We start from the raw sequence: 14,095 nt of genomic DNA on the forward strand, positions 1-14,095 counted from the left end.
CGAGGGTCCATTGCCTTCGTATTGTCACTGGCATGACCTCTCGACTCGTTCCGCCCGCCGGTCCGCGGCGCGTGCTGGCGCTGGCCCAGCTGGCCAACTCGATCGGAGACGGCGCCTACTACGTGACCTCCGCGCTGTACTTCACGCATGTCGTCGGCCTGGCGCCCGCGCGCGTGGGGCTCGGGCTGACCGTCGCCTGGGCGGTCGGGTCGCTGGCCGGGGTGCCGCTCGGGCGAGTCGCCGACCGGCGCGGGGCGCGGGGTGCGGCCGTGCTGCTGGCGGTGGGAACCGCGGCCGCTGTCGGTTCGTTCCTGGTGGTGCGGGGGTTCATTCCGTTCGTCCTCGCCGCCTGCGCGTACGCGACGGCGCAGTCGGGCCTGGCGGCGGCCCGACAGGCACTGCTCGCGGGACTGGTGACCGCCGGGGAGCGGACGGGGCTGCTCGCGCACCTGCAGGCGACGCTGAACGCCGGGCTGGCGGTGGGCGCGGGGCTGGGCGGACTGGCGTTGCAGGCGGGGAGCCGGGCGGCGTACCTCGGGGTGTTCGCCCTGGACGCGGCGAGCTTCCTCATGTGCGCGGTCCTGCTGCTCCGGCTGCCGACCGTGGCACCGGTCGCGGTGGACGAGGGGCGGGAGCGGGGCGTGCTCCGGGGGCGGCCGACACGGGAACGGGACAGGCTCGGTGTGCTGCGGGACCGGCCGTATGTGGTGGTCGCGTTGCTCAACACCGTGCTGCTGTTGCGGATGCCGCTGCTCAGTCTGGGGCTGCCGCTCTGGATCGCCGAGCGGACGACCGCGCCCGCCTGGCTGGTCTCGGCGCTGTTCGTGCTCAACACCGGCGCGGTGATGGTGTTCCAGGTACGGATGACGCGCGGTGTCACGGGGCTCGGGTCCGCCACGCGCGCGGTGCGGCGCTCGGGGTGGGTGATGCTGGCGGCGTGCGCGGTGTTCGCGCTCTCGGGAGGGGTGCCGCGCTGGCCGGCGGTGGGGTTCCTGGTCGTCGGAGCCGTGCTGCAGGTCGTCGCCGAGATGGGGCAGTCGGCCGGTTCCTGGCAGCTGTCCTTCGACCTCGCGCCGGTGGACCGGGTCGGCGAGTACCAGGGCTTCTTCGGGACCGGGGTGACGGTGGCCCGCACCCTGGGCCCGCTGGTCCTGACCTCGCTGCTGGTGGGGTGGGGGACACCCGGGTGGCTGCTGCTGGGCGGGGCGACGGTGGTGGCGTCGTACGCGATGGGGCCGGCTACGAGGCGGGCCGCCGGTCGGATGACGCGGCTGGGTGAAAACGCGGGGCGCGAAGGTGCACGGACCGGGTGGGTAACGGGCCCAGTGCGCCGGGGCCAATGGATCTCAAACTCCCCCCTAGAGTAAAGTCTTGGTAAAAAATCGCCGAGGTCGGAGCTGGTCAGGTATTTCTTGGACTCCTATCGAAGGAGCTATCGAGCGCGTTTCCGCCACTCCGACCCTTCGGAGGCGGGGGTCCGAATGGGATTTTCCTGCTGCTCAACTTCGTTACAGATGCTGGCAGTTGGTGCGCGACCAGGCGCGTCGCGATCCTTTCCGGCCGTATGGTTTCATGGCTCCCCCAGACTCACGAGCGTGTTCGCCGAGCGGTGCGCTCCAGGTATCCGTAATATCCGCTTCGTGTGGATTGTCTTCTGGCCGGTCCAGTGGACACACGGAAGATCGAGGTTCGCCCATGAGCACGTCCACCAACACCTCGGCCGAAGAGCCGGGGAAGCCGTCGACCGACGGGCCCGAGCGGGTCCCGCTGGTACGGCTCGCCGCCCGCCCGGACGGTGTCGCGTCCGGTGCCCTGACCCGGGTGGTGTCGCACGGTGCTCCTGAGCGAGGTCCCGCCCGCGTCTCGGTCGCGGCGTTCCAGTCGGCCGTCTGATCCCCCGCCCCTCGGGCAGGAATCGAACAGTGCGCTCATGGACCCCTCGCCTCACCCCCTGAGCCAGTTCGTGCTGAAGATGCACAGCCGCTGCGATCTCGCATGCGATCACTGCTACGTCTTCGAACACGCGGACCAGAGTTGGCGAGGCCGCCCCAAGGTGATCTCCGAAGCGGTACTGGACATCACCGCCGAGCGCATCGCCGAGCACGCCCGAACCCATCGGCTCGACACCGTCCACGTGGTCCTGCACGGCGGGGAACCCCTCCTCGCCGGCCGGGCCAGACTGCGTCGTGCTGCGGAGGGGTTACGCACCGCCCTCGCCGGCGTCTGCGGCCTCGACCTGCGCATCCACACGAACGGCGTCACACTCGACGAGAAGTTCTGCGACCTGTTCGCCGAGCTCGACATCAAGATCGGTGTCTCGCTCGACGGCGACAGGGCCGCCAACGATCTGCATCGCCGCTACCGCGACGGACGCAGCAGCCACGACCGTGTCCTGCGCGCGATCACCCTGCTGCGGCAGCCGCGCTACCGGCACCTCTTCGCCGGCATTCTCTGCACGATCGACCTGCGCAACGATCCGGACACCGTCTACAGCGCCCTCGCCGCACTCTCGCCTCCCCGCATCGACTTCCTGCTCCCCCACGCCACCTGGGACGACCCCCCGCCGCGCCCGTCCGCATCCGGAACGGCGTACGGTGACTGGCTGCTCCGGATCTTCGACCGCTGGACGTCCGACGGCCGCCCTATGGGCGTGCGCGTCCTCGACTCCGTACTGCGCACACTGCGCGGAGCGAGCAGCCTCACCGAGTCCCTGGGGCTGGCGCCCGTGGAACTGGCGGTGATCGAGACAGACGGGGCGCTGGAGCTGGCGGACAGCCTCAAGACCGCGTACGACGGCGCTCCTGCGACCGGAATGCACGTGCAGGCCAACTCACTGGACGAGATGGCTACGCATCCCGGCATCGTCGCCCGGCAACGGGGGCTGGACGGGCTGAGCGACACCTGCCGTGCCTGTCCGGTCGTCCGTTCCTGCGGCGGCGGTCTCTACGCGCACCGCTACCGCACCGGGAGCGACGCGAACGGGTTCATGAACCCGTCGGTGTTCTGCGCCGACCTCAAACAGCTGATCCTCGGCATCCGCGACAGGGAAACCCAGAAGATGTCCATGCCACCCTCGCTCAGGAACGGCGGGCACCTCGCCGAACTCGCCTCCGGCTTCGGTGGACACGAGGCCGTCGAGTTGCTGGCCCGGCACGAACTCACCGTCAACCGTGAGCTCCTGGCCGCCGTCTGGCACGAGGTCCCGCACTGCGCGACCGGGACGGCCGCCTGGGAGACCTTGACCGTCCTCGACGCCGAGGCTCCCGGATCGGTCGACGCCGTGCTCGCCCACCCGTATCTCAGGCCCTGGGCGCTGCGCTCCCTCGGCGGTGACGAGGAGGCCGGCCCGATCGCGATGCGCGGCGTCGCCGAACTGGCCGCCGCGGCGCTGGTGCGGGCCGGCCGGCCGGGCACGGTGACGGTTCCCGCCCACTCCGGGGTGCTGCGGCTGCCGACCCTCGGGGCACTCAGGGTGGGCGACGCTGCCGAGGGACAGGTGACCGGGAACGTCGACGACGGCTTCGCCGTACGTGTCGGGCGCCTGGAGCATCGGATCGGGCACAAGCAGGGGACGGATCCCTCGTGGCTCGACCGACACCTCTTCGAACTGCCCGACTGGACGATCGCCTTGGAGGACACCGACCCCTGGCGCGACGTCCACGGGTATGCCGTGCAACCGCGGCTGTCCGACGCGGCGGCCGAGAAGTGGCGCGGCCGGCTCACGGCCGCCTGGGAGTGGATCCGGCGTGAACTGCCCGCCTACGCCCCCGGGCTCGCCGCGGGGCTGAGCGTTGTCACCCCGTTGCGGGCGGGCGTCTCCGGCGCGGACATCAGTTCGGCCGCGCGAGACGCCTTCGGTGCGGTCGCTGTCGCCCGACCCGATGCGCCGGAGACCCTGGCCTGTCTGCTGGTGCACGAGTTCCAGCACGTCAAGCTGGGCGCCCTACTCGATCTGACCGACCTCTACGACCCCACGTGCGAGCAGTTGTTCTACGCGCCCTGGCGCCCCGATCCGCGCCCCCTGGAAGGGCTCCTGCAGGGGACGTACGCGCACATCGCCGTCGTCGACTTCTGGCACGCGCGTCACAGGACCACGGACGGTGCCGAGGCGCGCGCCGCCGAAGCGCAGTTCGCGCGGTGGCGCGAGCAGACCGCGGAGGCCGTGGACACACTGGCCGCCTCGGGAGCCCTGACGGAAGAGGGCGAGCGGTTCGTGACAGCCATGGGGGAGACCCTGGCGAGCAGGCTGACGGCGCCTCTGAGCCCGGACGCCCTGACCGAGGCACGCAGGGCGGCGACGGACCACAAGCGGCGCACGGCGTCCTGAGCGCACTGCCGCTTTCCTCGCTTTCCTCGCTCTCCGCGCCCGAGGCCCTTCCGCCGTAGGACAACTCCTGGATTTCGCGGCCCCGTTCCGCGAAGGGAGCCTGGTTCCTACACTGAAGCTCCGTCGGCGGCTCATCGGGGGGCATTCGTGCGAGTGGACGCAGAGGACCCCAGGAACAGACGGCCGTACTTCTTCCTGAGCTACGCCCACACCCCGCGCAACGACTCCGAGGTCGCCGGTCCCAACGCATGGGTGAAGAAGCTCTACGACGGCCTGTGCGCCCACATCCTGGAGATGACGTCGTTACCGGTGGGGGCGAGGGCCGGGTTTCTGGACCAGGGAATGGCGCTGGGAACGCGGTGGACGGACGAGTTGTCGGAGAACCTGGCCCGGTGTCAGGTGTTCGTTCCGCTCTATTCGCCGCGCTACTTCATCAGCGAGCAGTGCGGCCGCGAGTGGTGGGCCTTCTCCCAGCGGGAGATATACCGCCACACCCGGCGCGGTGATTCCCGGGAGAGCGCCATCGTCCCCGCGTTATGGGTGCCCGTCGAAGTCGCGCAACTGCCCCAGGTGGCCAAGGACCTGCAGTTCCAGCACGCGGACTTCGGGGAGGACTACGCGGCCGAGGGGTTCTACGGACTGACCAAACTCAGCTATCTGAAGGACCAGTACGAACTCGCCGTCTACCGGCTGGCGCAGCGGATCGTGCGGGCGAGCCGGGCCGTCGATCTGGAAGAGGGGCAGATCTACCGGGACTACGAGTCGCTGCCCAGCGCGTTCGGGGACACCGCGCACCCACCCGGGTTCGATGTCACGGTGCTCGCCCGCTGCCGCGGGGACCTGCCGGACGGCCGGGTGCCCGACTACTACGGCGAGACCCCGACCGAGTGGAACCCGTACCACCCCGTCTCGACCCGTTCACTGGTGGAACACGCCGCCGATCTCGTCCGGGCCATGAACTTCCGTGTCACCGTGAGCGACTTCGAGAACGAGGCCGACCGTCTGCTGTCCTCCGGCCCGCCCACCGCGCCCGTCCTGCTGCTGCTCGACCGGTGGGCCCTGGACTCCCCGCGCGTCAAGGAGCTGATGGCACAGCTGGCCGAGCGCCGACGGCCGTGGATCAGCGTCATGATCCCCCAGCACAAGGACGACACCATCCCGCCCGAGCGGGACCGGCAGCTGCAGGAGCTCACCGACCGGCTGCTGGCCACGCGACAGGCGGCGGGCTCGGGCCATCGGTCCCCGGGCGGCGGCATCCGCACCCTGGAGGCGTTCGCCGTCGAGCTGCAGAAGGCCGTACGACAGGCCGTCAGCTACTTCGAGGCCCACGCGATGACATATCCGCCGAAGGGGCCGCCGGCCGATCCCCCCTGGTTGCCCAGGCAGGTGCACCCCGTCTAGGCGGGCGCCGAGCACCCGCGGGACGCACTCGGGCAGCACACGGACAGGCACGGCACAGGGAAGGGCAGGCCGAGACAGTGGAGGGCTCCATGACCGAGAACCGCAAGGGCTCAGTGATCACCTTCTACTCGTACAAGGGCGGGACCGGCCGCACGATGGCTCTCGCCAACGTGGCCTGGATCCTGGCCGCCAACGGCTATCGCGTGCTCGCCGTCGACTGGGACCTGGAGGCCCCGGGACTGCACAGGTTCTTCCACCCGTTCCTGAGGCCCTCCCTGCTGCGGGCCACGCCGGGCCTGATCAACCTGATCGACGACTACCGACGCGAGGCGCTGCGCGACCTTCCCGACCGCGAGCCGGACTGGCACCGCCGCTACGCCCGGGTCCGGCCGCACGCCATCTCCCTGGACTGGTCGTTCCAGGCCCCCGGCAGCCTGGACTTCCTGTCGGCCGGCATGCGGCACCGCGACTACCCGATCGTCGGCAACATGGACTGGGACCGCTTCTACAGCAGTTATGGCGGCGGGCAGTTCTTCGACGCGATGCGCGCGGACATGGAGCGCTACTACGACTACACGCTGATCGACAGCCGCACCGGCCACAGCGACCTCGCCGACATCTGCACCGTCCAGATGCCCAGCACGCTGGTGGTCTGCTACACCCTCAGCGACCAGAGCATCGACGGTGCCGCCTCGGTCGCCCGGGACATCGAGGAGCGCTACGGCGAGAAGGGGATCCGCATCCTCCCGGTCGCCATGCGCATCGACGACGGCGAGAAGGACAAGGTGGACGCGGGCAGGGCCCTCGCCCGTGAGCGCTTCGACGGTCTGCCCAGCGGCATGAGCCCCGACGAACTCGTCGCCTACTGGGGCTCGGTGGAGATCCCGTACCGTCCCTACTACGCCTACGAGGAGATCCTCGCCCCCTTCGGCGACCCGCCCAAGGTGGCCAGTTCCATGCTGACGGCCTGCGAACGGCTGACCGCGGTCATCACCGAGAACCGGGTGACCGGCCTGCCGCCCATCAGCGAGGTCAAGCGCGCCCAGTACGTCTCGGCCTACACCCGCCGCCGCCCCCTGCCGCCCTCGAAGCTGCTGCTGCAGTACGTCTCCGAGGACCGGATGTGGGTGGACTGGCTGGAGACCGTGCTGCGCGAGTCCCGGTTCGACGTGGCCTCCCAGGACGTGCGGTCGATGACGACCCTGGAGGTCGGCGCCGGATCCACCGGTGGCTCTCAACGAGTGCTCGCGGTCGTGTCCTCCGCGTTCCTCGGCTCACGGACGGCTCGCGCGGTCTGGGAGGCCGCGATGCACTCGGACGGTTCGCAGAAACACCAGCCCGTCGCACTGCGCGTCGGGGACGTACCGCAGATTCCCCACGCCGGCCGGAACGGCACCATCGATCTGGTGCGGCTGGACGAGGACTCGGCGGCCGCCGCGCTGCTCACGGGTCTGGGCCGGCCGAGCTCGCCGGGACCGGTCGGCAACATGCACGGCGTGCGGTTCCCGAACGCCAGCACGAGCGTGTCCAATGTCCAGCCCCGCTACCCGTTCTTCACCGGCCGCTCGTCGATCCTGGACCAGGTGCGGCGGCAGTTCGTCGCCGGCTCCTCCGGCCAGCGGCTGCCGCAGGTGCTGCACGGGCTCGGCGGAGTGGGCAAGACCCAGCTGGCACGCGAGTACGCCAACCGCTTCAAGGCCGACTACGACCTGGTGTGGTGGGTCGACGCCGAGCAGCCCGACCTGGTCCCGCCCAAGCTCGCCGACCTGGGCCGCCGCCTCGATCCCGGCATCGGCGACGACGTCAACGAAGCAGCCCTGGCCGCCCTGCAGGCACTGCGGGCCGGACGGCCGTACAAGCGCTGGCTGCTGGTGTTCGACAACGTCGAGGACCTGGACCAGGTGCTGACCCGGTTCGTCGACCTGACCGCCCCGATCCCGGACGACCTCTACGGCCATCTCCTGGTCACCACCCGGACCAAGCCCACGTCGACCCAGGTGCAGCCGGTGGAGGTGGAGGTGTTCACGCGCGAGGAGAGCGTCGAGCACCTGTCCCGGCGGGTGCCCGGACTGCGCGACGAGGATGCGACCCGGGTCGCCGAGGCGGTCGGCGACCTTCCGCTGGCGATCGAGGTCGCCGCGGCCTGGCTGGAGACCACGGCGACACCGGTCGGCGAGTACATCGAACAACTCAGCGAGCAGAGCACCCGGGTGCTGTCGGTCCCGGCCGCCGTCGGCGCCGTGGAGTACCCGTCCTCCGTGGGCGCCACCTGGAACATCTCGATCAACCGGCTGCGCCAGGAATCCCCCGCGGCCGCCCGGCTGCTCGAACTGTGCAGCTTCCTGTCCGCCGAACCGATCTCGATGACGCTGGTCGGCAGCGACGCGATGATCAGGGCGTTGCTGCCGTACGACAAGGATCTGCGTGCCCGGTACATGCTCGGCAAGGTCACCCAGGCGCTGAACAGGTTCGCGCTGGCCAAGGTCGACTCCACCGACAACTCCATCCAGGTGCACCGCCTGGTGCAGGCGGCGGTCCGCGACGGCATGGCGCCGGAGGCGTTCAACGACACCATTCACGAGGTGCACCGCATCCTCGCCGCCGCGCGGCCGCCCGAAGGTGCGGTGGACGACCCCGCCCAGTGGCCCGGGTTCGAGGTGATCTGGCCGCACCTCGTGCCCTCCCAGATCCGCGAGTGCGCGGAGGAGGAGCCGCGGCAGCTGATGGTGGACCGCATGCGCTACCTGTGGAAGCGCGGCGAACTGCACGTCGCCCGCACCCTCGGCACCCAGCTGAACGAGTTCTGGAGCACCGAGTTCCCCGACTCCAACGACGAGCAGATACTCAACCTCCGTTTCGAACTGGCCAACATCGTGCGCTCCCAGGGCGAGTACCAGACCGCCCGTGAGATGGACGAGGACACCTTGGAGCGGCAGCGCCGACTCCTCGGTGAGGGCCATCCGTCCCTGCTCATCACCTCCGGCAGCGTGGCCGCCGATCTGAGGGCGCTCGGCCGCTTCAACGAGGCGCTCGAACTGGACCAGCGCATCTACAGCGGCTTCCGCGAGATCTTCGGCGAGGACCACCCGCGCACCCTCAGCTCTGCCAACAACCTCGCCATCGACTACCGCCTGACCGGGGAAAGCAAGGCCGCCCGACGGCTGGACGAGGACACCGTCCGACGCCGTACCGCGCTCCTGGGTCCCCTGCACCCCTACACGCTGACCACGCGCAGCCACTACGCCCGCGACCTTAGGGAGCTCGGCGAGTACGACGAGTCCGTGCGGATCCTGCAGGAGGTGCGCGAGTTGTTCGGGCAGGTCCTCAACCCGTACGTGCCGGAGGTGCTGCGGGTCGACAAGAGCCTTGCCGTGTCCTTGCGCAGGGCCGGGCGGCACCAGGAGGCGCTGCGGCTGAGCGAGCAGACCTGGGAGACCCATGCCCGCTCCCGTGACCGGTACGGCCGCTCCATCCCCGAGGAACTCGCCTGCGGGCTCAACCTCGCCGCCGACTACCTGGCCACCGACCCCGGTCAGGGAGCTGCGCGGGCCGTGCAGCAGGTCACGGACGTGCTGGAGGGGTACCGGAACTCCTTCGGCGCCGACCATCCGTTCACGATGTTCTGCATCAACAACCTGGCCGTCTATCACCGGGCCCAGGGCGACGCGCGGACGGCCGCCGACCTGGCCGAACAGGCCCGCTCCGCGTTGGCGGGAGCCCTCGGCAACCTCCATCCGGCCGCCCTCAGCGCGGGGACCAGCCTGGCCAACACCCTGGCCGACCTCGGCCGGCACGAGGAGGCGGAACACTGGGAGCGACTGACCATGGCCGGCCTGCGCAAACGGCTCGGTCCCACCCATCCCGACACCGTGAGCAGCATGGCCAACCTCGCGATCACCCTGCGCGACCTGGGCCGAGGAACCGAGGCCACGGAACTCCACCACGAGGCGGAGACCGCACTGATCCAGCGACTGGGCGAGACACACCCGCTGAGCGAGGCGACGGTGGCCTGGCGGCGGATCGACCGGGACCTGGAGCCGCAGCAGGTGTGACAGGGCGTCCTGGCTGCCCCGCACGCCGGGCCTCGGCCACCCGTGCTACCCCCGGTGCCACGACCGCCGCTGTTCCTCCCCCTTGTGCTGCGAGGCCCAGCCGATGACGCGGGTCATCACACGCAGCGCGCCGAAGTGGGCCGCGTCGCGTTCGACCTCGACCCGGGCACCGGGGATGTTGCGGCCGAGCCAGCGCGTGTGGGCCACAGGGGCGAAGATGTCCTCCTCCCCGTGCCAGAGGTAGACGGGGGCCGTGATGCCCGAGAGGTCGAAGCCCCAACTGGTGCTGAACGCCATGACGTCGTCCACCCAGCCGTCCGCGGAACTGCGCAGCCCCTCGGCGAAGTTGCGCTCCAGCATGGCCTGGATGCCGGCGTCCGCGACGATCCAGCGGTCGGACTCGGGCAGTTCGCTGCGCATCTCGGCGACGGAGGCCGCCGGGTCCGCGCGGATCGTCAGCGACCGGCGCCCCAGCGCGGCGGTGAGCCGCTGCCGCCCCGCGGCCGCGTTGACGTAAGCGTGGACGTTGGCCTCGGTCATGCCGTCGAACCAGTCCAGGTCGGCGGCGTCCGGGGGTGCGAGGCCCACCAGCGCCCCGGCCCGTGCCGTACGGTCCGGGAGCAGGGCCGCGCAGGCGAGGGCGTGCGGGGCGCCACCGGAGCGGCCCACCACACCGAACCGGTCGATCCCCAGGGCGTCGGCGATCAGGCTCACGTCCTCGGCCGCGGCGCGTACGGTGCGTCCCGGCCTGCGGTCGGAGTCGCCGTATCCCGGCCGGTCGAACGTGATCAGGCGGACGCCCATGCGGTAGAGCACCGACGGCCGCGGCGCGGGCCCCAGCCTGCTGCCGGGAGTGCCGTGCAGCAGAAACACCGGGCGGCCCCGCGGATCACCGCGATCCTCCACCGAGAGCCGCCGCCCGTCCGCCGCGCATACCGTCCACGCCATTGACAGTCCCCCTGCAGCCCGGCGTTCCCCTGACTCCGACAGCGGACCGACCGGCGTCGGCCCCAGTGGTGCGCGGCGCACCGCGGATGCCGTCAGCGATACGTCCGCCCGTCTGCGCGCCGGGCCGGACCGTGTCTGCCGGACGGGCACCGACTCCGCAGTCTGGCCAGTATGCAGACCGGTCCCCCCGCAGTCATGCCGTCGGATCCTCACACCGCCATCAACGGCGCGTCCTCGCGCCACTTGAGGATCTTGTCGAAGCTCACCACCGTGCCGCCGCGGCCCGGCTTGTCGCCGATGTGGACGTGGTCGGCGAGTTCCTGGATGAGGCAGAGGCCCCGGCCGTGCTCGGCGTCGGTGCGGGCCGGACGGACGGGGGCGGAGCCGGAGATGCCGGGTCCGGAGTCGGTGACCTCGATGCGGCACTTCTCGCCGTCGAGATAGGCGGTGACCCGGTACGCCTCCGAGGACGCGCCCCGCGCCGCGTCGCCGCCGTGCTCCACGGCGTTCGCGCAGGCCTCGCTCAGCGCGACCGAGAGGTCGTAGGAGACGTCGGGGTCGACGCCCGCCGTCTCCATCGTGCCGAGCAGCAGCCGTCGCGCGAGAGGAACGCTCGCAGCTTCCCGCCGCAAGTGGAGTGACCACCAGATGCTCATGCTCCAGCCTCCCGGCCGCGGCTCGACATACCGTTTCTTATTGCCGCGCGTGGCCGTGTGTAAGCACGGAGTTGACGTGATACCGCCCATATGGTCGATGCATCCAGGTCGGAATAGGTGTATGTGTGGTCAGCCCCCATCGACTCACACCAGAGGGTGATCTTCCCGCCCGGACACGACCTTGCGGACCTGCCGTGTGGCGGCCGTACGGCCAATGGGATGATGAGCGCGCCATGACCAACCCCCACCAGCGCACGGCGCGCTCCGGACGAGACATCCGGATGCTGCGGGCCGCGGTGTTCGCCGCGGTCTGCGTCGTGCTGGCCGCGGGCGGTCACACGCTGGCCTCCTGCGCCACCGTTCCGCTGTGGACGCTGGGCGCGGGGTTCCTTGGGGTCCTCCTGGTCGCGGCGCCGCTCGCCGGCCGCGAGCGCTCGCTGCCCGGCATCGCCGCGCTGCTGGCGCTCGGCCAGACCGTGCTGCACACGCTGTTCGGGCTGGGACAGAGCGCCTCGGCCTCCAGCGGGATGGCGATGACGTCGACCGACACCTCGCTGGTCGAACGCGCGGCACGGCTGGTGTGCGGCACGACGACGGCGGCGATCACTCCGGCGCACGCCCGGCGGATCCTCGCCGACGCCCGGCTGTCCACCACCCCGGCCATGGACATGAGTTCCATGCGCCATCCGACGGACGCGCTGTCCCCGACGACCACACTGCTGCCGTCCTTGCCGATGCTGCTCGGTCACGTCCTCGCGGCCGTCGCCGCCGGCTGGCTGCTGCGCCGCGGCGACCTCGCGCTGCTCCGGCTCATGGCCCTGTCCGCCGGCTCCCTGGCCGACGGGGCGCTCGTACGGTCGCTGCGCGCCGCCCTCGCCCTGGTGCGCGCCCTGCGCGCCGGACTGCCGACCGCCCCCGAGGCGGGCCCGCGACCGCCGCGCACCGCGCTGCTCGCGCCGCCGAAGCCCCGTACCGCCGCACTCCAGCACTCGGTGATCCGGCGCGGCCCGCCGGCCGTCGCGTACGCCCTCACCGCCTGACGCGACGCGACCGCCCCTCCGGTTTCGAGTTCCCGGTTCCTGGTCTCCGGTTTCCGGTTTCCGGTTTCCGTTTTTTCGGATGACAGGGCCGCCGTCGCGCGGCGCACACGCGCGTGCCCGCGTTGCCCAGGTCTTCGACCGCGGTGACGGCCACACGCGCGTACCCCTCGTCATCACGGAACCTCACTCGAAGTGGAGTGCTCCCTGCCATGAAGGCTTCTCGTCTCGCCGCCACCGGCGCCCTCGCCGGCGCCGCGGTGCTGGCCCTGTCCGCCCCCGCGTTCGCGCACGTCAGCGTGCAGCCGGAGGGCACGGCCGCCAAGGGCGGCTACGCGGTGATCGACTTCAAGGTCCCCAACGAGCGCGACGACGCCTCGACCACCAGGCTCGAGGTCACCTTCCCGACCGACCACCCGCTGGCCTCCGCCCTGCCGGAGCCGATGGCCGGCTGGAAGATCCAGGTCACCAAGTCCAAGCTGGCCAAGCCGGTCGAGATGCACGGCGAGAAGATCAACGAAGCCGTCTCCAAGATCACCTGGACCGCCGAGGACAAGGGCGTCGAGCCCGGCTACTTCCAGAAGTTCCCGGTCTCCGTCGGCGCCCTGCCCGAGGACACCGACGAACTCGTCTTCAAGGCGCTGCAGACGTACTCCGACAACGAGGTCGTGCGCTGGATCGAGGTACGGCAGGACGGCCAGGAGGAGCCCGAGAACCCGGCTCCCGTCCTCACCCTGTCCGCCGCCTCCGGGGACGGTCACGGCACGGCGACGGCCGAGGACGCCTCCGACAAGACCACCACGACCGCTGCGGACTCCTCCGGCGACACCGGCGACGGCACCGACACCACCGCGCGCGTGCTCGGCGTCGTCGGCATCGCCGTGGGCGCGCTGGGCGTCGCCTACGGCGTCCTCGCCGGCCGTCGGCGCACCGACGCCTGAAGCCCTCGATCCGCCGTGTGCACCGGGGGGGTGCGACCCCCGGTGCACACCGGGACTCTCACATCTGGGACATTTTTCTATGCGCAAGAAGACGTTCGCCGCGGCCGCGCTGCTCGCCGCCGCCACCCTGACCCTCTCCGCCTGCGGCAGTGGTGACAGCGGCGACTCACCCGTCGCCGTGGTCTCCGAGGACTCCTCGCAGAAGGCGGCGACGGTCCTCGACCAGCCGTTCGAGAAGCCGGATCTGGTGCTCACCGACACCAAGGGGCAGAAGTACGACTTCCGAAAGGAGACGGCGGGCCGGCCCACGCTGATCTACTTCGGATACACCCACTGCCCGGACATCTGCCCGCTGACGATGAACAACATCGCCGTCGCCAAGAAGCAACTGCCCAAGGCCGAGCAGGACAAGCTGCGGGTCGTGTTCGTCACCACCGACCCGGCCCGTGACACCCCGTCGGAGCTGGGCAAGTGGCTCAAGGGCATCGACCCGCAGTTCATCGGCCTGACCGGCGACTTCGCCACCATCCAGGCCGGCGCCCGCACCCTCGGCATCTCGATCGAGCCGACCCACAAGGACAAGAAGACCGGCAAGGTCGTCTCGGTCCACGGCACCCAGGTCATCGCGTTCTCGCCGAAGACCGACGGCGGTTACGTCCTGTACGGCGAGGACGCCACCGTCGACGACTACACCAAGGATCTACCCAAGATCATCAAGGGGCAGAACCCGTGA

The 14,095-nt window shown here is 70.7% G+C and carries 10 protein-coding genes; 8 read left to right on the top strand and 2 right to left on the bottom strand.

From position 1 onward, the window contains the following. Nucleotides 1-32: 32 nt before the first annotated feature. The 5 genes from ABZZ74_RS27235 to fxsT all read left to right on the top strand — a co-directional run bounded on the left by ABZZ74_RS27235 (nucleotide 33) and on the right by fxsT (nucleotide 9,780). On the top strand, nucleotides 33-1,367 hold the full coding sequence (locus tag ABZZ74_RS27235; protein ID WP_356769194.1) for an MFS transporter: 1,335 nt from the start codon (nucleotides 33-35) through the stop codon (nucleotides 1,365-1,367). 328 nt (nucleotides 1,368-1,695) lie between these two features. Continuing rightward, nucleotides 1,696-1,893 (top strand): FXSXX-COOH protein, encoded by a 198-nt coding sequence (locus ABZZ74_RS27240; protein WP_356769196.1) that lies wholly within the window; start codon nucleotides 1,696-1,698, stop codon nucleotides 1,891-1,893. Between the two features lie 37 nt (nucleotides 1,894-1,930). Further along, a complete protein-coding gene (locus ABZZ74_RS27245) occupies nucleotides 1,931-4,327 on the top strand; it encodes an FxsB family cyclophane-forming radical SAM/SPASM peptide maturase (protein WP_356769198.1) in 2,397 nt (798 codons plus the stop codon). 147 nt (nucleotides 4,328-4,474) lie between these two features. Then, complete coding sequence (locus ABZZ74_RS27250; protein WP_356769200.1) at nucleotides 4,475-5,728, top strand: TIR-like protein FxsC; 1,254 nt, start codon at nucleotides 4,475-4,477, stop codon at nucleotides 5,726-5,728. An 89-nt stretch (nucleotides 5,729-5,817) separates the two neighbouring features. Beyond that, complete coding sequence (fxsT, locus tag ABZZ74_RS27255) at nucleotides 5,818-9,780, top strand: FxSxx-COOH system tetratricopeptide repeat protein (protein WP_356769202.1); 3,963 nt, start codon at nucleotides 5,818-5,820, stop codon at nucleotides 9,778-9,780. 45 nt (nucleotides 9,781-9,825) lie between these two features. Here the strand turns inward: fxsT and ABZZ74_RS27260 are convergent, their stop codons facing one another. Together ABZZ74_RS27260 and ABZZ74_RS27265 are read right to left on the bottom strand one after the other, a co-directional pair. After that, entirely contained in the window at nucleotides 9,826-10,728 is a 903-nt protein-coding gene (locus tag ABZZ74_RS27260) for an alpha/beta hydrolase (RefSeq protein ID WP_356769204.1), read from the bottom strand. A 209-nt stretch (nucleotides 10,729-10,937) separates the two neighbouring features. Next, entirely contained in the window at nucleotides 10,938-11,384 is a 447-nt protein-coding gene (locus ABZZ74_RS27265) for an ATP-binding protein (RefSeq protein ID WP_356769206.1), read from the bottom strand. Nucleotides 11,385-11,617: 233 nt separating this feature from the next. Between ABZZ74_RS27265 and ABZZ74_RS27270 the strand changes: the two genes are divergently transcribed. The 3 genes from ABZZ74_RS27270 to ABZZ74_RS27280 all read left to right on the top strand — a co-directional run bounded on the left by ABZZ74_RS27270 (nucleotide 11,618) and on the right by ABZZ74_RS27280 (nucleotide 14,095). Further along, nucleotides 11,618-12,424, top strand: coding sequence for a hypothetical protein (locus ABZZ74_RS27270; protein ID WP_356769208.1), 807 nt, complete (start codon nucleotides 11,618-11,620; stop codon nucleotides 12,422-12,424). A 209-nt stretch (nucleotides 12,425-12,633) separates the two neighbouring features. Then, complete coding sequence (locus tag ABZZ74_RS27275) at nucleotides 12,634-13,362, top strand: YcnI family protein (RefSeq protein ID WP_356769210.1); 729 nt, start codon at nucleotides 12,634-12,636, stop codon at nucleotides 13,360-13,362. 79 nt (nucleotides 13,363-13,441) lie between these two features. Further along, on the top strand, nucleotides 13,442-14,095 hold the full coding sequence (locus ABZZ74_RS27280; protein WP_356769212.1) for an SCO family protein: 654 nt from the start codon (nucleotides 13,442-13,444) through the stop codon (nucleotides 14,093-14,095).

This window comes from Streptomyces sp. NPDC006476, from assembly GCF_040612015.1.
Taxonomy (GTDB): domain Bacteria; phylum Actinomycetota; class Actinomycetes; order Streptomycetales; family Streptomycetaceae; genus Streptomyces; species Streptomyces griseorubiginosus_B.

Bases quoted from the DNA above. Each gene is read 5' to 3' on its own strand.
- ABZZ74_RS27240 (WP_356769196.1), top strand. From the start codon at position 1,696: ATGAGCACGTCCACCAACACCTCGGCCGAAGAGCCGGGGAAGCCGTCG.
- ABZZ74_RS27280 (WP_356769212.1), top strand. From the start codon at position 13,442: ATGCGCAAGAAGACGTTCGCCGCGGCCGCGCTGCTCGCCGCCGCCACC.
- ABZZ74_RS27260 (WP_356769204.1), bottom strand. From the start codon at position 10,728: ATGGCGTGGACGGTATGCGCGGCGGACGGGCGGCGGCTCTCGGTGGAG.
- ABZZ74_RS27265 (WP_356769206.1), bottom strand. From the start codon at position 11,384: ATGAGCATCTGGTGGTCACTCCACTTGCGGCGGGAAGCTGCGAGCGTT.
- ABZZ74_RS27275 (WP_356769210.1), top strand. From the start codon at position 12,634: ATGAAGGCTTCTCGTCTCGCCGCCACCGGCGCCCTCGCCGGCGCCGCG.
- fxsT (WP_356769202.1), top strand. From the start codon at position 5,818: ATGACCGAGAACCGCAAGGGCTCAGTGATCACCTTCTACTCGTACAAG.
- ABZZ74_RS27235 (WP_356769194.1), top strand. From the start codon at position 33: ATGACCTCTCGACTCGTTCCGCCCGCCGGTCCGCGGCGCGTGCTGGCG.
- ABZZ74_RS27270 (WP_356769208.1), top strand. From the start codon at position 11,618: ATGACCAACCCCCACCAGCGCACGGCGCGCTCCGGACGAGACATCCGG.
- ABZZ74_RS27245 (WP_356769198.1), top strand. From the start codon at position 1,931: ATGGACCCCTCGCCTCACCCCCTGAGCCAGTTCGTGCTGAAGATGCAC.